Source organism: Paenibacillus oryziterrae, assembly GCF_042610485.1.
In the GTDB taxonomy this organism is placed as follows: Bacteria; Bacillota; Bacilli; order Paenibacillales; family Paenibacillaceae; genus Paenibacillus_AQ.
The window spans coordinates 40,259-58,108 of record NZ_JBGJZO010000018.1 but is presented as its reverse complement, the minus strand read 5'-3'; the positions used below and the strand labels follow the sequence as shown (position 1 = coordinate 58,108).

Sequence of the window (17,850 nt, the reverse complement as noted above, 5' to 3'; positions counted from 1 at the left end):
AGTTAGAAAGACATAGAGAAGCATTTTTGATGAAAGTTTATTCTACGAAGTGTTACCCTTATATATTTGGAATAATGACTGATTTTTAATATCAACAGAGGCCCGCATCTAGAAATATGGATTGTGCTCAAATAGAGATTCTGCTTCTGTGGATGTTAGTAAATATGTATGCATTTAATACTAAGCAAGAGGGATTCAATGCAATCTACAGCAGTTTTAACGGCTTACAAGAATTGACAAAGAGAACTGACGCCATATTCGAACTTGAGCAATACCAGGATATGATAGGTCTTTTAAATACAACAGATACTAAAGTAATTACTCAAGGACTTCATGTTGAAATCCTACTTGAAGGTATTAGTTCCAATAGTATTGTTAATCCAAATAGTGTTATTACTCCATACTTTACTTACAGTTCTGTAACAACACCTAGGGGCACTAGTGTGCCAACATATAAAGATTTGACTTGGGCTGATCATGGCATTACTTCGCAACAGGCATCGGCGTTACAAGCTACAATGGCAGCAACTTATCCTAATGCAACAGTTTTAAGTCCTCAGAATCCTAGTTATAATTGCCATTCATATGCATGGTATTCAACAAGTTCGACTAATACTCATTGGATGGATAGCGCAAGTGCATATAGGACTGATGGCAGTTATACCAGTGGAACGGGGAAAATTGGAAGTAAAGTGGATTATGGTGCAGGAGGCCACTCAGGTATCGTAACTTATGTTGGAGGAGGATCAGGCCCAAATATAACAGTTAAGTCAAAGTGGGGAATCTATGGAGTGTTTTCACATAATATTATCGACTGTCCGTATACGACGGGTTCTTATTCTTGCACTTTTTGGAATTGATCGTAAATTCGAGTTTTAAGCACCGTTTCTTTGACTAAAAGGAATAGTGATCCGAAGGATGGACACTTTGAAAAAAAGTGACCATCCTTCGGATTGGACAGTTCGGGGCTGTGCTTATCAGTGGTTATTGAAAAAAAGCGCGCATGATCGCCGGCAGTTTTCCAGGAAACTTACAACATAGCTGGCAAAGCTGAATAATCCCGTCCCCAAAAGCGGCTGATTCCAAAGTCTGTTATTCAGACTTGGATCAGCCGCTTTCTGTTATTCAATGTGAAGTTCAATCGGTGGCTTCAGCCGCAGGAACAGTTCAGCACCGGCCTGTGTGCATTCTGAATCTCGTCGAGATGGCTGATCTCATTGATATGCGGGACGTTGATCAGCCGTGCGAAAAACAGGGATTTTTATTGGGTCAGTGCCTCGCTTTTGATCAGAAAGGTTTGCTCTACAACCCATTTGCCGTCTTTGGTTTTCTTCAAGGTTGAAACGCTGGTAGTACGGTTATCCTGGAAGTCTGGGCCTTTTACCTTTTTAGTCGTCTGAACGACATAAACCGCAGCTTCGTTCTCCGAATAACTGATGATCTTGGTAGATTCAAACGCGAATAATAAATCATACACTTTGAAGATTTGGCCATAGGCCTCTTTGCTCTGTGCAAATGCAGGTGATGCTGCATCGATGGTGGATAACACGCCGTCCATATTTTCTTCATTCGAGTATTTAAGGTTGGCTTGAAGAACGGCCATGATTCCTTCCTCATCCGCTTTCGGAACCGTGATTGCAGCTTTCAGCATCTCATCAGGCAGGATATACTGCGTGCCGTTAATTTGCAGATTGCTGATCAACCAACTATTCTCTTTTTTGACCAGTGAATAGGTATAGTCCGATTTGCTGTCCAGCATGAAGGGGCCGCTGATTTTGTGTGAAGATTCGATGGTATGAACAGTGGCTTCGCCCGGCTTCAGACTAAGGATATCTAATTGATCAATCGTGGTGTGAAAATCATATTGTGCCATTTGATCCTTGATTTGCGGTCCAATCTGTCCCAGCGGAGATTGCGGATCAATGAGACTCATAAATCCGTCGTAATTTTCTTTGTTGGAATAGGCAACATAATTTTCGAAAAAGGCTGAAATTTCTTTAGGATCAACGGTGTTCTGTTTAGTAAGAATGGTGACGGTGTTATTCTTCGGATCCCATTTAATATCACTGCCGGTCGCTGTACTCACAAAACGCAGCGGTACATACGTAACTTTGTCGATCACTTGAGGAGAGGAGGTCAGCTGTTTGGCGGTTCCGTTGATGCTCGCTTGCTTGCTACCCACCTTGAGCTTAATGATCAGGCCGTTCTTCGTGCCGGTAATAGAGCCGGTTTTGGAGTCCCATTTCACATCAAGTCCAAGCTCTTTAAATATAGCGCGCATGGGAAGAAGGATAGATCCGTGGTCGTTAACAGGTGCACTGCCGCTAAGCTCAAGTTTTTGCTGATCAATCAGAACCGTAATCGGTTGCTCCGCAGCAAATGCAGATAAGCTGATCATGCCGGATAAGACGAGGGCTGCTAATAGACTGTTGAAGATTTTAAATTTCATTGAAGTCTGTCTCCTTTTTGTGATCAATTTTTACTCATTAATGACTACACTAACTCAACGAGTGAGCATTTTATATATACAACATTGGCTATTTACATAAAGAAACAGAGGTAGCAGCTTATACTTAGTGATTAATTTCACAAATGGCCTCTAATTATCTTGGTATTATATTACAATAATAGCACGAGAGGATGACACTGAATTTAGGAGGCCTACTTATTTTGTTAACAATCCTAAACAAGTCAAGAACATGGTGCGCAGTGGACGGATTAACAGAAGAGCAGAGGAACGCTTTTCAATTCAATAATGCGGATAGTTTAGAATCAACAAATTATTTAATAGGAACGAATGAAATAACTAGTACTGAGCCGGTATATAACTATCAAGGAGCATTAATCTTATCTATCCGTAATGAAATGAAACGAATAAGTGAATTTATACCGCTGCCCTTTGTTATCTTTCTAACCGATAAGACCGGCCGGATTCTTGATGTGGTATCTTCAGCGGAATCTCTTCGGGACGAGATGGAACAGGCTGGTTTTAGTGCCGGACTATCCTTGGCGAAACAAAGTGCCGGTTTGAATGCCGTGTCCCTGGCCATGGAGATGAATTGTATTGGAGTTGTGCAGGGAGATGAACATTCAGATCCAACGTTCAAGCACTGGAATTGTGTGTGCGCCCCCTTATATTTAGATGGTATTGTCCAGGGTTATGTCGATATCTCCTTTCATAAGCAACAGCCGATCGAATTTGCCATTCCTTTTATCCAGCAAGTTTCAGAGAATGTTACGGGCAAATGGATGAATCAGAACGCTGAGGTGCAACAGCACAGAATAGTGACTAAATTTCAGGAATACAACCTGACAGCCAGAGAGAAGGACGTAGCGTACCAGTGGTTTTTAGAAAAAAGCGCGCTGTACATTTCTAACGAACTGGATATCTGTGAAGGTACGGTTCGTAATATCGTTAAAAGCATATATACCAAAATGAATGTGAATGACCGCCGGCAATTTACCAAGAAGTTAACGTCATAGACTGCGGAAAATGTAATGCCAACGCCAATAAAGCGGCTGATCCAAGTCAGAATACAGACTTGGATCAGCCGCTTTATTAATTGTATTTAAATCCGGTCAATCAACCGCAGGAGCAATTCAATACCGGCTTGCGCGCTGCCTGCGTCTCGTCGAGACGGCTGATCTCCGTGGTATGCGGAGCGTTAATAACTACCTCCGGTGTCTCCTTCGCTTCCTTGACGATCTGGATCATCGTCTCGATGAAGCCGTCGAGCGTTTCCTTGCTCTCGGTCTCGGTAGGCTCGATCATCATGCATTCCTCTACCGTCAGCGGGAAATAGACGGTTGGCGGGTGGTAACCGAAGTCGAGCAGGCGTTTGGCTACGTCCAGTGTACGGACACCATATGCCTTAAGATTCTTGCCGGACATGACGAATTCATGCTTGCAGACCCCCGGATACGGGATTTCAAAATACGGTGCCAGACGGTGCATCATGTAGTTGGCATTGAGCACGGCATTTTCAGAAACTTCACGAAGACCGTCCGGCCCGTAGGTGCGGATATAGGCATAGGCGCGGACGAGAATACCGAAGTTGCCGTAGTATGCTTTGACGCGCCCGATGGATTCCGGGCCGCCGGAATCGAGACGGAAGCTTCCGTCTTCGTTCTTAGCTACGGTTGGCTGTGGCAGGAATGGAATAAGTCTTGCTTTCACGCCGACTGGTCCGGCTCCAGGGCCGCCGCCGCCGTGTGGGGTGCTCATCGTCTTGTGCAGATTAAGATGTACAACGTCAAAGCCCATATCACCGGGGCGGGTAATGCCCATGATGGCGTTGGAGTTCGCTCCGTCGTAGTAGAGCAAACCGCCAGCCTCATGGACGATGGCGGCAATCTCGACGATTTGCGTCTCGAACAAGCCAAGAGTACTCGGGTTGGTTAGCATAAGCGCGGCAGTATCGCTGCCGACAGCCGCTTTTAGCTGTTCCAGGTCAACCATCCCTTTATCGTTCGACGGGATCGTTACCGTTTCGAGCCCGGCAGCCGCGGCGCTAGCGGGATTGGTTCCGTGTGAAGAGTCCGGCACAATGACCTTGGTGCGGGTCTCACCGCGGCTCTCATGGTAGGCGCGGATCATCATCAGACCGGTCCATTCGCCATGTGCGCCTGCAGCAGGCTGGAGCGATACGGCATCCATGCCGGTCAGCGCGGCCAGATCATTTTGCAGGGTATACATCAGCTCAAGCGCACCTTGGATGCTCTCTTCCGGCTGGTAGGGATGGATCTTGGCGAGACCCGTGAAACGGGCGACGTCCTCGTTGATCTTCGGATTATATTTCATCGTGCAGGAACCTAGCGGGTAGAACCCGTTATCGACACCAAAGTTGCGGCGTGAAAGGGCAGTATAGTGGCGGATAACATCGACTTCAGACACTTCGGGAAGAACGACAGGCTGACTGCGCAGCAGTCCTGATGGAATCATGGATTCCATGCTATCCTCTTGCGGAACATCACACTGCGGCAGGGAATAGGCCGAGCGTCCGGGACGGCTTAGTTCAAAGATCAGGCTTTGCTCTGGCTTGGCGGCCGGCAGCCCGGGGGTCATGTATTCTTGTTCCGGTTTCATAGACAGCCCTCCAGTGCGCTTGCGAATTGGTCGATTTCGGATTTGCTTCTTTTTTCCGTGACAGCGACGAGCATATGTCCGGCGAGCTCCGGATAATCCTGGCCAAGATCATAGCCGCCGAGATACCCTTCTTGAAGCAGCTTGGAGTTAATGCCGCTAATGCTGCTTCCTTCAGGAAGCTTCAATACGAATTCATTAAAGAATGGGGCGGAGAAGGTACGTTCAGCACCAGCTACTTCACTTAGCTTGCCTGCTGCATAATGGCTCTTGCGGATGTTCAGCTCGCCCACCTCGCGCATGCCTTCCTTGCCCATGACGGACAGGTAGACGGAAGCGCACAGTGCGAGAAGAGCCTGGTTGGAGCAGATGTTCGATGTCGCCTTTTCACGGCGGATATGCTGCTCCCGTGCCTGAAGCGTCAATACGAAACCGCGTTTGCCGTTACGATCGACGGTCTGGCCGACGATGCGGCCCGGCATACGGCGCATCAATGGCTCAGCTACAGCGAAGAAACCGCACGTCGGACCGCCGAGCGAAGCCGGAATTCCTAGCGGCTGGGCATCGCCGACAACAATGTCGGCGCCGAGCGCACCGGGGGTCTCCAGTACGCCGAGGGCAATCGGGTTGGCGCTGACGACAAACAGTCCTTTAACGGCATGAATCAATGGTGAGATGGCACCAAGATCCTCGATACAGCCGAAGAAGTTGGGCGACTGCACGAGCACTGCTGCTGTATCAGCATCAATGGCTTCAGCAAGTTGTTCAAGATCGGTTACTCCGTCTTTATAGTCGACTTCCACAACCTCAAGGCCCCAGGCATTGGCTGAGGTGCGAAGCACCTGGCGTGCTTCCGGATGAACAGCGCGGGATACGACCAGCTTGCCCCGTTTCGTAGATCCGGCTGCGAGAACCGCTGCTTCCGCAAAAGCTGTGGCTCCGTCATACATACTGGCATTGGCTACTTTCATGCCGGTGAGTTCGCAAATATAGGATTGGAACTCGAAGATGGCTTGAAGCTCGCCCTGACTGATCTCCGGCTGATAAGGAGTATAGGCGGTGTAGAACTCTGAGCGGGAAATGACATGGTTGATAACCACTGGAATATGATGATCGTACAATCCTGCTCCGAGGAAGCTGGCATGGCTGTCAAAGTTAGCATTCTTGGCGGCAAGACTGCTCATATGGCGGAGCAGTGCATATTCATCGAGCGCTTCAGACATCGGGAGGGTTCCCCGGAACCGGACGGCCTCCGGAATATCGGAGAACAGTTCCTCCGTGGACTGAATGCCGACGGTTTCCATCATCTCCTTGCGGTCCTGCTCGGTCATCGGCAGATAGCGGTGCTTCATGGTGGCTTCACTCCTGAATTTTTATATTTGTTTTAAAACCGGGTTTATATATTGGTTTAAAAATAGCGATTCGTTTAGATTTATCTGAGCAGCGGTTCGTTCGTCTGGATTAACAGGAAAAACCGGAGGTAATGTAATGAATTTAGGCTGATTTCAATATTTAGATGGAAAAACTGGCGTTATTAGTTCACATAGGAGCGGAATGAGGAAGAAATCATATGTTTACCTCCAGTTTTTACCGTTAACCTTGTATCAGCTAATTATTCATCCGAATTAACGGTAGAAATTCCATGTAATCTGACACTCGCCCCAGTATGGAGGCCAGCCGCTTCAACTTGACCGCTATAATACTAACTCTTGAAGTCAATGTGCTCTCTAAATTAATTCACGCTTCTCTTGTAAAATGGCGTTTTGATCACGGCAGCCTTCAGCTGTTTGCCGCGGATCTCCACGTACACCTCTGTACCGAGCCCGCTATAAGCCGCGTCCAGAAGGGCGAGACCCAGGTTGCGCTTCAGCGTCGGGGACTGCGTACCGGTTGTGACTTCCCCGATCTTCACGCCGTCTGCATAGACGGGATAATGGGAGCGTGGAATGCCCCGGTCAATCATCTCCAGCCCGACCAGGCGGCGGGGGAGACCGGATTCTTTTTGCTTCAGAAGAGCATCACGGCCAATGAAATCTTCACCTTCCAGCTTCACGAAGAACTGTACCCCAGCTTCAAGTGGCGTAATGTCAGCCGATAATTCCTGACCGTACAGCGGCAGTTTGGCTTCAAAACGAAGGGTGTCGCGTGCACCCAGACCCGAAGGCGTCAGACCGAAAGGTTCACCTGCGGAGAGCAGGCCGTTCCACAATGCAGATGCGGCATTCAACGGCGCGTACAGTTCAAAGCCATCTTCACCGGTGTAGCCGGTGCGGGAGAGCAGTACATCCACACCGCATACCGTGGCATGCTCTACGAAGTGGAAGGGTTTCAATGTACTTAGATCAGCATCGGTTACCGTTGCAAGAATCCTTTCAGCCAGCGGACCCTGCAGCGCGAGCAGCAGCGTTTCGTCCGAAACGTTCACTAGCGTAACTTCGCCGCCGGAAGGCAGGTGCTCTGCAAGCCAGGCATAATCTTTTTCGATATTGGAGGCATTTACTACGAGCATGTAACGCTCAGTGCCCAAACGGTAGACAAGCAGATCATCGACAACTCCGCCGTCCGGATAACACATCAGCGTGTATTGTGCCGCACCATCCGAGAGGCGTGTGACATCGTTGGTGGTCATTTTTTGAATAAAAGCTTCTGCCCCGGTCCCTGTAACCATGAACTCGCCCATATGCGAAACATCGAAGAGCCCGGCTGCCTGCCGCACCGCTTCATGTTCTTTAACGATGCCAGTGAATTGGACCGGCAGCTCCCAGCCCCCGAAATCAATGCATCTGGCCTCCGGAAAAGCGGAGTAAAGCTCGTAAAAAGGCGTTCTTTTCAAAGCGTCCATCTTGTCACTCCTTTGGTCTGATTACATGCTAAAAAGGACAGGCGGAAGACAGATATGCTTACGCATCATTCTGTTCTTCCGCTCTGTCCTTTGTACCTGAGAGTTGCCCCGCTGCCTGAAGCAGTCAGGTTTCCCCGTTGGTGACCCGGCGTTAAGTACCGCCAGATGCTCTCCAGAGTTGCGTCCGGCACAGGTCCTTTTGCCTGAGAGATTCACCCTTCCCGGGCTTACTCCTTCGGCGCCGACTTCAAGTGAAGTCAGTCTCTCCCTGTACCATCATTCGCAAAACGTATTGTGTTCTACTGTCTCCATTAAAACGGCTAGGCCGCCGCAATGTCAACATAAAAACGTCGAAAAGATGACAAATTTAAATTTCCTGTCAGTTATATTGACATTAAGCTCAGCGATAACTTAGTCTATAACTGAATTTACAACTCCACATTTGAAAAGAGGCGGCTTTGGAATGAGTGAAGTGTTAGACAACCTGCTATACAGCGAAGAGCACGAATGGGCACAGCAGGGTGAAGGACGCGTAGTGCGCATCGGGATTACGGACCATGCCCAGCATTTGCTAGGTGATATCGTATTCGTGGAATTCCCTGAAGTAGGGGCGGCCATAACCTCTGGGGACAGTGTTGGCAGCATCGAATCTGTAAAAACGGTATCTGAATTATATTCACCAGTAACCGGCAAGGTAACCAAAATCAATGACGCACTTGAAGCCAGCCCTGAGCTGATTAATGAGCAGCCTTATGGCGGCGGATGGATTTTTGAAGTGGAGATCGAAGGCGAGTTCGCCGATGCAGCAGCCGGACTGCTGAATGCAGCCGCTTACCGTGAACTGGTAGGAGAATAACAGGAATTCCCTTGGCGGAATTATTATATGATGGTTGTAAAAAAGCAGACCCTGCACATCAGGATGTTACTGATGTGCAAGGTCTGCTTTGATTTATATTGTCGTTGCCGTTCCGACATAGAGACAGTCTGCTCTGCTGGAGTTAAGACTCTCGCGTTACTCCTGCAGCTGGCGCAGTACGGTTAATTCAACCCGTCGGTTCTTCTGGCGTCCGGCTTCCGTCGAATTGTCAGCGGTAGGGCGGGTATCCGCGTATCCTGCGTACTGAAATTTATCCGGATTTAGCTTCTGTTTCTCCAGGAAGAAACGCAGGACCGACAGTGCCCTCGCGCCTGATAATTCCCAGTTATCTTTATAGAGTGACGAAGCTAGAACCGGCGTATTATCCGTATGTCCCTCGATGCTGATGACTGCTCCAATTTCGTCAAACAGGCTGGATAACTTCCGCAGCGCAGGCAGTGAAGGAGCCTTAATGGTGGCGTCTCCCACATCAAAAAGAAAACGGTCGCTTAGTGTAATGGCGATTCCCTGCGGTTTATCCTCCACAAAGATCTGGTCCCCCAAGTTGTTTTCCTGCACATACTTCGTGATGACACCCATCAGATCGGCGAGTTTCGCTTCCTGCTCTTTGAAGGCCTGCTCTCTCGCGGTTGGTTCTTCCGCTGATCCGGTGCTGGAGTTCCCCGTTCCAGCATCTGTGCCCCCTGTTCCGGCGCCATTTCCTGCTTGTCCACCGCCTGAGTCTGAGTTGCTTCCCGCAGTCTGTCCGCCAGTTCCGGCATTCTGGGAACCGGATTCTCCCGGACCGGAATCCAGGATGCCCGTACCTCCCTCCAATACCGGATTGCCGGAACGGAAGGTCTGGGACAGTGAATCGGTAACAATGCCATACTTGTTGCCGTCCAGGCTGCTCATTGCATATAGAACAACAAAAAAGATCAGTAAAAGCGTTATCAGATCGGCATACGTAATCATCCAGCGGTCGCGGATGTCTCTAGTGCGCAGTGGAGATTTTTTGCGGCCCCGCTGTCTCATAACATACCTCGCTGTTCTCCGTCCGATTCGGGGGTAAAGGAAGCCAGCTTTTTGCGGACCAGCAGAGGATGTTCTCCGTTCTGCAGGGAGAGGATACCGACCAGCAGCATCTCCATCAGATGGATCTGGCTTTGACCTCGCGACTTGATCTTGGAGGCAATCGGCAGAAAGATCAGATTGGCGCTGGCCACACCGTATAGGGTTGCGGTAAAAGCAACGGCAATCGAAGGTCCGAGATGGGAAGGATCGGACAAATTCCCGAGAACACGGATAAGGCCCATGACCGTACCGATAATCCCCATCGTAGGCGCATATCCGCCCGCAGCTTCGAATATTTTGGCATAACCGTCGAATTTCAGTTCGGTGGCATCCATTTCAAGTTCAAGGATTTGCTTCACCTGGTCGGGGTCATTACCGTCAACAATTAATTGCAGCCCCTCCCGGGTAAAATAATGGGGATGCTCCTCGGCCGTTTGTTCCAATGCAAGAACACCGCCCCGCCGGGTAAGTGCCGACATGGCAATGATTTCGTCCGCTCTTTCCTTCACATCCTCCCTGTTTCTGCCAAAGGCCATGCGGAGTGCGGCAGGAATGGTCCGCAGTCGGGCGGCAGGGAAGCTGATCATGACCGCGGCGAGCGTACCGCCAAATACAATCAGCGCCGCGTTAGGCTGCAGGATGCCTGAGATGCTTCCTCCTTCCCAGAAAAAACCGCCGATCAAGGCAGCCAGTCCGGCTAATAAGCCGATAACTGCGGTAATATCCATATTCATCCGTGCTCCTATTCTGTTCTATATTATGGTTTGCATCAGTACTGGCAACAATGTATAATGTACGGGAACAAGTATTCTTATATTTGTTATCGCAACATACTATTATTGTATATTTTTCACTGTCGTATGGAGATTGTACCTAAAGACGACAATGAACTGTAGAACGTGGTTATATATTAATATATTTTAGTCGATTGAGGGGAGACGGGCAAATGAGTGATATTGTCATTAGCAAACAGACTTTTGAACTGCAGTCCGAATATACACCCCAGGGCGATCAGCCTCGTGCCATTGAGCAGCTAGTAGAAGGCATCCGGCAGGGCAAGAAGCACCAGACGCTGCTGGGAGCGACAGGGACAGGGAAGACCTTTACCATCGCACAAATGGTTTCCAAACTTAACAGGCCGACCCTTGTCATTGCTCATAACAAGACATTGGCCGCTCAACTGGCTAGTGAATTCAAGGATTTTTTTCCGAATAATTCAGTAGACTACTTTGTCAGCTACTACGATTACTATCAGCCGGAGGCGTATATCCCTTCCTCCGATACCTATATCGAGAAAGATTCCAGTATTAATGAAGAGATTGATAAGCTCCGCCACTCGGCGACAAGCTCACTGTTCGAACGCCGTGATGTCATTATTGTAGCCAGCGTATCCTGCATTTACGGTTTGGGTTCTCCCGAGGAATACAGCAGTCTGCTGTTATCGCTTCGGGTAGGGATGGAGAAGCCGCGAAACCAGATACTGAGCAGGCTCGTGGATATCCAATACCAGCGCAATGATATGAATTTCGTACGCGGAACGTTTCGTGTTCGTGGCGATGTTATCGAGATCTTCCCGGCATCGCAAGGAGAGCATGCGATACGGGTGGAATTGTTTGGCGATGAGATCGAGCGGATTACAGAAATTGATGTTCTGACGGGTGAATTAATCGGTGAGCGTGATCATGTGGCGATTTTCCCGGCTTCTCACTTTGTTACCAAAGAAGAGACTATGCGGGTAGCACTGGTTAATATCGAACGGGAGCTGGAAGAGCGGCTGGCCGTGCTTCGTGATGCCGGCAAACTGCTGGAGGCCCAGCGGCTTGAGCAGCGGACGAGGTATGATATCGAGATGATGAAGGAAGTGGGTTTCTGCTCGGGCATTGAGAACTACTCAGGACCGCTCACTTTCCGGGAGCCTGGAGCGACTCCTTTTACACTGATGGATTATTTTCCGGACGATATGCTTATTGTTATTGATGAGTCACATGTTACGCTTCCCCAGATTCGTGGGATGTACAATGGTGACCGGGCGCGTAAGACAGTCCTTGTAGAGCATGGCTTCCGGCTTCCCTCCGCGCTGGATAACCGGCCGCTGCAATTCGAGGAATTTGAGGATAAAGTTAAGCAGATTGTGTATGTGTCGGCAACGCCGGGACCTTACGAGATGGAGCATTGCGAGACGATGGTGGAACAAATTATCCGCCCGACCGGATTGTTGGATCCGATTATCGAGGTTCGTCCGACCGAAGGGCAGATTGATGACCTTATCGCAGAAGTACGGCTGCGGATTGAGCGCGATGAACGTGTACTCATCACAACGCTGACCAAGAAAATGTCAGAGGATCTCACCGATTACCTGAAGGAGATCGGCATCAAAGTGCGTTACCTGCATTCGGATATTAAAACCTTGGAGCGGATGGCGATACTGCGTGATTTGCGGCTGGGAACCTTCCATGTCCTGATCGGGATCAACCTCCTGCGGGAAGGTCTAGATCTGCCGGAAGTATCGCTTGTAGCGATTCTCGATGCTGACAAAGAGGGCTTCCTCCGCTCGGAACGTTCACTGATTCAGACGATCGGCCGTGCGGCCCGGAACTCTGAGGGACGGGTGCTTCTCTACGGCGACAAGATTACGGATTCCATGGAGAAGGCGATCAGTGAAACCAGCCGCCGCAGAGAGAAACAAATAGCCTATAATGAGAAGCACGGAATTACACCTACAACCATCAACAAAAAAGTCCGCGAGATCATCGAAGCAACCAAGGTCGCAGAATCCAAAGCCGATTATCTTACCGGTGCTGACGGCAAGCTGAGCAAGAAGGAGCGTCAGAGCCTGATGCAGCGCCTCGAGGCCGAGATGAAAGACGCGGCGAAGAACCTCCAGTTCGAACGTGCCGCCGAGCTTCGCGACGCTCTATTGGAGCTCCGAGCAGAGTAGTAGTCATCTTAGATACTACGTCCATGATTTATCAGTGAGTAAGCGAATCCCGAAGGGACAGCGCCTCTACGCACGCTGTAGCAGGAAAGTCACCAACACACTGCATGGAGTCACCATTCAGTAAAGTAAGCGAATCCCGAAGGGACAGCGCCTCTACGCACGGTGTAGCAGGAAACGCAGCCCTCGGGAGCGCCTAAAGTCCAAGCGGTCCCTTTAGGGACAAGCGCTCGGCAATAGAAAGTAACAAAGAACGATCCCCATATCTCCTTCCGCCAATCATTGTTGCGGGTGTCCAGAGGGTGCAACCCTTGGGGCCCTCCCTTGGCTAAGGGAGGGTTTGGGAGGGATCGAAATGAAGGAGATGTATTCCGTTGGCGATCGAGAACATAGTGATTAAAGGCGCGAGGGCGCACAATTTGAAGAATATAGACGTGACGATCCCCCGTGACCGCTTCGTCGTGCTGACGGGACTAAGCGGTTCCGGGAAGTCCTCGCTTGCGTTTGATACGATTTATGCAGAAGGACAGCGGAGATATGTAGAGTCCCTGTCCGCTTACGCACGGCAGTTCCTGGGACAAATGGAGAAACCCGATGTCGATTCCATCGAGGGCCTGTCACCGGCAATCTCCATCGACCAGAAGACGACCAGCCGCAATCCCCGCTCTACGGTAGGTACGGTAACAGAGATCTATGATTACCTCCGGCTACTTTTTGCCCGTGTTGGTCATCCGCATTGTCCGGAGCACGGAATCGAGATTACTTCCCAGACGGTAGAGCAGATGGTAGACCGGATTATGCAGTATCCGGAGAAGACCCGCCTGCAGATCCTTGCGCCGATTATTTCAGGACGCAAAGGGGAGCATAAAGGGCTGTTTGCCGATATTTCAAAGCAGGGCTTCGTGCGCGTCCGTGTTGACGGCGAACAGCGGGATGTGTCTGAGGATATTGAGCTGGAGAAGAACAAGAAGCATACCATCGAAGTGGTGGTCGACCGTATTGTGATTAAAGAGGATGTGCAGACCCGTCTGACTGATTCCCTGGAGACGGCGCTTAAGCTCTCCGGTGGACAGATCATTGTAGACATCATTGGACAGGAGGAGTTGCTGTTCAGTGCCAGTTTTGCTTGTCCGGTCTGCGGCTTCAGTATTGAGGAATTGGCTCCCCGGATGTTCTCCTTTAACAGTCCATTTGGGGCTTGCCCGGAGTGTGACGGTCTAGGAGTAAAGATGGTAGTCGATCCGGATCTGCTAATTCCTGATCCAGGCAAGTCGATAGAGGAAGGTGCTTTTCTGGCTTGGACGGGAAGCACATCCAATTATTATCCTCAATTTCTGAAATCCGTCTGCGAGCATTTCCATATCCCGCAGAATATCCCGGTTAGCGAATTAACACCGGAGCAGATGGCTAAGCTGCTTCATGGTACGGGCAATGAGAAGATACGCTTCCGTTATGAGAATGATTTCGGACAGAAGAAAGATGCGATGGTAGCCTTTGAAGGTATTATTCCTAACCTGGAGCGCAGATACCGTGAGACCGCATCGGAAGGTATCCGTGAATTCATCGAAGGATTTATGAGCGCTAAGCCATGTCATGTGTGCAAAGGCAAACGCTTGAAGAAAGAAATTCTGGCGGTAACCGTGAACAGCCGTAATATTGCCGATGTTACGGATTTCTCTATCGGGGAATGCATGCAGTTCTTTCAATCTATTGAGCTTAGCGAGAAAGAAACTGCAATTGCTCATCTGATTCTTAAAGAGATCAGCAGCCGTCTCGGATTCCTGGTCAATGTAGGGCTTGATTATTTGACGCTGAGCCGTGCGGCGGGCTCGTTATCCGGTGGTGAAGCGCAGCGCATCCGGCTGGCAACGCAGATTGGTTCCAGTCTTATGGGCGTCCTGTATATTCTGGATGAGCCGAGTATTGGTCTGCATCAGCGTGATAATGACCGCCTAATCTCCACGCTGGCTCATATGAGAGATATAGGTAATACCTTGATCGTGGTTGAGCATGATGAGGATACGATGATGGCGGCAGATTATATTATTGATATTGGACCAGGCGCGGGAATACATGGTGGGAATATAATCGCCCAGGGAACACCGGAAGAGATCATGAACGATCCTAAATCCTTGACCGGCGAATACTTAAGCGGCCGGAAGTTTATTCCGGTCAGTGACAAACGCCGGGCAACCGATGACCGATGGCTGGAAATACGCGGTGCCAAGGAGAACAATCTGAAGAATGTGAACGTCAAGATCCCTATGGGTGTGTTCACAGCAGTAACAGGTGTATCCGGTTCCGGTAAATCTTCGCTGGTCAATGAGATTCTATATAAGAGCCTGGCCCGCCAGCTGAATAAGGCCGTTAAGGTCCGCCCCGGACTCCATAAGGAGATTCGCGGTCTGGAGCATCTGGATAAAGTAATTGATATTGACCAGTCTCCAATCGGACGGACCCCGCGTTCCAACCCGGCAACCTATACCGGCGTGTTCGATGATGTCCGCGACCTGTTCGCTAAGACTAACGAAGCGAAGGTGCGCGGATTCCAAAAAGGACGGTTTAGCTTTAACGTAAAAGGCGGACGCTGCGAGGCTTGCCGCGGTGACGGCATTATCAAGATTGAGATGCACTTCCTGCCGGACGTTTATGTGCCTTGTGAGGTGTGCAAAGGCAAAAGGTATAACCGTGAAACGCTGGAAGTGAAATATAAAGGAAAAAATATTGCTGATGTTCTCGAAATGACGGTGGAGGATGCGACGGAATTCTTCAAGAACATCCCGCGCATTCACCGTAAGATGCAGACGCTGCTTGATGTTGGACTGGGCTATATTAATCTGGGTCAACCGGGAACCACCTTGTCTGGTGGGGAGGCACAGCGGGTGAAGCTGGCATCTGAGCTCTACAGACGCAGTACAGGCAAGACGCTGTATATCCTGGACGAGCCTACGACAGGCCTTCATGTGGATGATATCGGACGCCTTCTGGAAGTGCTGCACCGGCTGGTCGATTCGGGTGAATCCGTACTGGTAATTGAACATAATCTCGATGTAATCAAGACGGCGGATTATATTATTGATATGGGACCTGAGGGCGGAAGCGGTGGAGGAACCGTGCTGGCCACCGGAACACCGGAGCAGCTTGTGAAAGTAGAGGAGTCCTATACAGGCAAGTATTTGAAACCGGTTCTGATCCGTGACACGGAGCGAACCAAGAAGCTGCAGGAGGAACCCGTCTCCCTTCGCGAAGCGTAATGAGCAACAACGAAAGAACGGGTGTCACCCCTTTAATGGGTGGCACCCGTTCTTTTTTGCATGCTATGACATCTGAATTCCGGGCATCAAGCATTATGTAATCTTCAATACTAATGTTGAGGAAAGGGCAGGGTACGTTGTTCGTTGCTGCTCTGCCGTGCGCATTCGATGATTGCGATAACATCGAGTGCTTGCTCGGCGCTGACTGGAGATGGAGTGCCGGCAACAATAGCTTGGTAGATTCCTTCATAATAGGAGTGATAACGTCCAGGCAGGGTGCGGATGGTCTCCCGAATGGTCAACCCTTTACTATTCTCCCAAACGAGGTCCAAAGTTCCGCTCATTGTCTTCCCCATACTTAGGCGTACCCGGGAGGCCGCCGCTCTTAAGCGTCTCTTCCTGTGAGTCCAGTCCATATTTGCAGAAGCTGCCCTTATCTCCATGTACAAGGAAGTGAGGGCCAGGCTCTTTTACCAGCATGCCTGAGTGCAGGATGACACGAAGCCGCTCATACTTCAGGGTAATATGGAAATAATCGTCGGCCTGCGCATTGTCCCGCTGAGAAAGAATATCCGCAGTGATAAACTCGGGTCTGCCAAACAGGACAAGTGCCTGGTCAATCAAGTGTGCTCCAAGATCATAGAGCAGACCGGAGCCTGGAATCGCCCGTTCTCTCCAGCGGTCACGAACTTCACGGCGATAGCGGTCGTAGTGGGCTTCGTAAGTGAAGATAGTACCCAGCCGTCCGGAGGCGATAATCTCTTGGAGGGTAAGGAAATCATTATCCCACCGCCGGTTATGATAAACGCTAAGCAGCACGCCTTTACTGCGCGCAAGTTCAATCAGCTCTGTGCCTTCTTCAAAGGTGAGAACAAACGGTTTCTCCACTACGACATGTTTTCCGGCCTCGATCGCTTCTTTGGCCAGCGGAAAGTGAGCTTCATTCGGAGCGGTGATGATGATTAAATCTACGTCGCTGCGCTGAATCAGAGCTGACGGCGAAATTTCCACGGCGGCATCTGGCAGCTTACGTCCAACAAGCTCAGGTTTGGAGGAGGATACCGCAGTAATGTCGAACCCCTCGATAACGCCCAGCAATGGGGCATGGAATGTGGATGATGAGAAGCCATAGCCGATCAGACCGACACGAACTTTGTGCATACCTTTTAGCTCCTTTGATATGTAGGGAATAGTTATTGATTCTGATTGTACAGCAAATAACGCGGCATAGGCAAAGTGTTAGAAGGTCCTATTACTTGAAATAGAAACAGTGAAAATGGCATAAGCGAAGCATGTCCGCCGTAAGATTCAAGGTGGGCTTTTTTCGTTGATATATCTAGTGAGGGTCTGCCTTAGAGACTAAAGTTGCTGCACCTTGATAATTTAATATACTCACTATGGCAATGATTTATATCATTCAAAAGCGGGAATTATGATGCTTTGCGTAAACTTTTTATGGCAAATACATAATATTTGAGATTTTTTTGTTGCGCGAGTGAAATCCTGACGATAACATAGAAGGTGAACAGGAAAGATGATGAACTAGGGATAATGATCAATTGCAGATAAAATTTCTGAGGAGGTAACGCCATGCTGCTTGCAGAAGCCGTTGCAACAGGAGCATCCAAGTTTCATACATTTGATGTATTCATGATCTTGTTTACCATTATTATTTCCATTGGTCTGTTCCGGCTAATCAAAGCTCCGCAGAGAAATAAATTTGCCATCGGTTTTGCACTGGTAAGCCTGCTGGTATTCCTGATTTCCGATTATGCGATGGTCATGAACTGGATAAGTTAGTCCGGT

The 17,850-nt window shown here is 49.5% G+C and carries 12 protein-coding genes, 1 pseudogene and 1 riboswitch; of the genes and pseudogenes, 6 read left to right on the top strand and 7 right to left on the bottom strand.

Annotated elements, in window-relative coordinates:
• The first annotated feature begins 152 nt into the window (after positions 1 to 152).
• Positions 153 to 860, top strand: a complete 708-nt coding sequence (locus ACAN55_RS17375) for a hypothetical protein (protein WP_379135512.1) — start codon at positions 153 to 155, stop codon at positions 858 to 860.
• Positions 861 to 1,261: 401 nt separating this feature from the next.
• On the opposite strand, the gene ACAN55_RS17370 is transcribed toward ACAN55_RS17375, so the two are convergent.
• Positions 1,262 to 2,449, bottom strand: a complete 1,188-nt coding sequence (locus tag ACAN55_RS17370; RefSeq protein WP_379135509.1) for a copper amine oxidase N-terminal domain-containing protein — start codon at positions 2,447 to 2,449, stop codon at positions 1,262 to 1,264.
• 221 nt (positions 2,450 to 2,670) lie between these two features.
• Between ACAN55_RS17370 and ACAN55_RS17365 the strand changes: the two genes are divergently transcribed.
• Complete coding sequence (locus tag ACAN55_RS17365) at positions 2,671 to 3,483, top strand: helix-turn-helix domain-containing protein (protein ID WP_379135507.1); 813 nt, start codon at positions 2,671 to 2,673, stop codon at positions 3,481 to 3,483.
• 100 nt (positions 3,484 to 3,583) lie between these two features.
• Here the strand turns inward: ACAN55_RS17365 and gcvPB are convergent, their stop codons facing one another.
• The 3 genes from gcvPB to gcvT all read right to left on the bottom strand — a co-directional run bounded on the left by gcvPB (position 3,584) and on the right by gcvT (position 7,925).
• The gene (gene gcvPB / locus ACAN55_RS17360; protein WP_379135504.1) at positions 3,584 to 5,086 is read right to left on the bottom strand and encodes an aminomethyl-transferring glycine dehydrogenase subunit GcvPB; all 1,503 of its coding nucleotides are present in this window, start codon (positions 5,084 to 5,086) and stop codon (positions 3,584 to 3,586) included.
• Positions 5,083 to 6,435: an aminomethyl-transferring glycine dehydrogenase subunit GcvPA gene (gene gcvPA, locus ACAN55_RS17355; RefSeq protein WP_379135501.1), complete on the bottom strand. Its 1,353-nt coding sequence runs from the start codon at positions 6,433 to 6,435 to the stop codon at positions 5,083 to 5,085. The genes gcvPB and gcvPA overlap by 4 nt, the downstream gene beginning before the upstream one ends.
• Positions 6,436 to 6,815: 380 nt before the next feature.
• Entirely contained in the window at positions 6,816 to 7,925 is a 1,110-nt protein-coding gene (gene gcvT / locus ACAN55_RS17350) for a glycine cleavage system aminomethyltransferase GcvT (RefSeq protein WP_379135498.1), read from the bottom strand.
• 181 nt (positions 7,926 to 8,106) lie between these two features.
• Positions 8,107 to 8,205: riboswitch (glycine riboswitch) on the bottom strand.
• Positions 8,206 to 8,388: 183 nt separating this feature from the next.
• Here gcvT and gcvH point away from each other — a divergent pair.
• Positions 8,389 to 8,781: a glycine cleavage system protein GcvH gene (gcvH, locus tag ACAN55_RS17345; RefSeq protein WP_379135495.1), complete on the top strand. Its 393-nt coding sequence runs from the start codon at positions 8,389 to 8,391 to the stop codon at positions 8,779 to 8,781.
• A 156-nt stretch (positions 8,782 to 8,937) separates the two neighbouring features.
• On the opposite strand, the gene ACAN55_RS17340 is transcribed toward gcvH, so the two are convergent.
• The gene (locus tag ACAN55_RS17340) at positions 8,938 to 9,816 is read right to left on the bottom strand and encodes a flagellar motor protein MotB (protein ID WP_379135492.1); all 879 of its coding nucleotides are present in this window, start codon (positions 9,814 to 9,816) and stop codon (positions 8,938 to 8,940) included.
• The gene (locus ACAN55_RS17335) at positions 9,813 to 10,583 is read right to left on the bottom strand and encodes a flagellar motor protein (protein ID WP_379135490.1); all 771 of its coding nucleotides are present in this window, start codon (positions 10,581 to 10,583) and stop codon (positions 9,813 to 9,815) included. The genes ACAN55_RS17340 and ACAN55_RS17335 overlap by 4 nt, the downstream gene beginning before the upstream one ends.
• Positions 10,584 to 10,801: 218 nt before the next feature.
• Between ACAN55_RS17335 and uvrB the strand changes: the two genes are divergently transcribed.
• Together uvrB and uvrA are read left to right on the top strand one after the other, a co-directional pair.
• On the top strand, positions 10,802 to 12,793 hold the full coding sequence (uvrB, locus tag ACAN55_RS17330) for an excinuclease ABC subunit UvrB (protein WP_379135485.1): 1,992 nt from the start codon (positions 10,802 to 10,804) through the stop codon (positions 12,791 to 12,793).
• A gap of 371 nt (positions 12,794 to 13,164) precedes the next feature.
• Positions 13,165 to 16,044, top strand: a complete 2,880-nt coding sequence (uvrA, locus tag ACAN55_RS17325) for an excinuclease ABC subunit UvrA (RefSeq protein ID WP_379135483.1) — start codon at positions 13,165 to 13,167, stop codon at positions 16,042 to 16,044.
• A 110-nt stretch (positions 16,045 to 16,154) separates the two neighbouring features.
• Here the strand turns inward: uvrA and ACAN55_RS17320 are convergent.
• Positions 16,155 to 17,205 (bottom strand): annotated as a pseudogene (locus ACAN55_RS17320) (oxidoreductase).
• A gap of 429 nt (positions 17,206 to 17,634) precedes the next feature.
• Here ACAN55_RS17320 and ACAN55_RS17315 point away from each other — a divergent pair.
• Positions 17,635 to 17,844 (top strand): hypothetical protein, encoded by a 210-nt coding sequence (locus ACAN55_RS17315; RefSeq protein ID WP_379135481.1) that lies wholly within the window; start codon positions 17,635 to 17,637, stop codon positions 17,842 to 17,844.
• Positions 17,845 to 17,850 lie beyond the last annotated feature (6 nt).

Excerpts from the sequence above, each read along its gene's own strand:
- ACAN55_RS17375 (WP_379135512.1), top strand. The coding sequence starts at position 153 with ATGTTAGTAAATATGTATGCATTTAATACTAAGCAAGAGGGATTCAAT.
- gcvPB (WP_379135504.1), bottom strand. The coding sequence starts at position 5,086 with ATGAAACCGGAACAAGAATACATGACCCCCGGGCTGCCGGCCGCCAAG.
- ACAN55_RS17340 (WP_379135492.1), bottom strand. The coding sequence starts at position 9,816 with ATGAGACAGCGGGGCCGCAAAAAATCTCCACTGCGCACTAGAGACATC.
- uvrB (WP_379135485.1), top strand. The coding sequence starts at position 10,802 with ATGAGTGATATTGTCATTAGCAAACAGACTTTTGAACTGCAGTCCGAA.
- gcvPA (WP_379135501.1), bottom strand. The coding sequence starts at position 6,435 with ATGAAGCACCGCTATCTGCCGATGACCGAGCAGGACCGCAAGGAGATG.
- ACAN55_RS17370 (WP_379135509.1), bottom strand. The coding sequence starts at position 2,449 with ATGAAATTTAAAATCTTCAACAGTCTATTAGCAGCCCTCGTCTTATCC.
- gcvT (WP_379135498.1), bottom strand. The coding sequence starts at position 7,925 with ATGGACGCTTTGAAAAGAACGCCTTTTTACGAGCTTTACTCCGCTTTT.
- ACAN55_RS17315 (WP_379135481.1), top strand. The coding sequence starts at position 17,635 with ATGCTGCTTGCAGAAGCCGTTGCAACAGGAGCATCCAAGTTTCATACA.
- ACAN55_RS17335 (WP_379135490.1), bottom strand. The coding sequence starts at position 10,583 with ATGGATATTACCGCAGTTATCGGCTTATTAGCCGGACTGGCTGCCTTG.
- gcvH (WP_379135495.1), top strand. The coding sequence starts at position 8,389 with ATGAGTGAAGTGTTAGACAACCTGCTATACAGCGAAGAGCACGAATGG.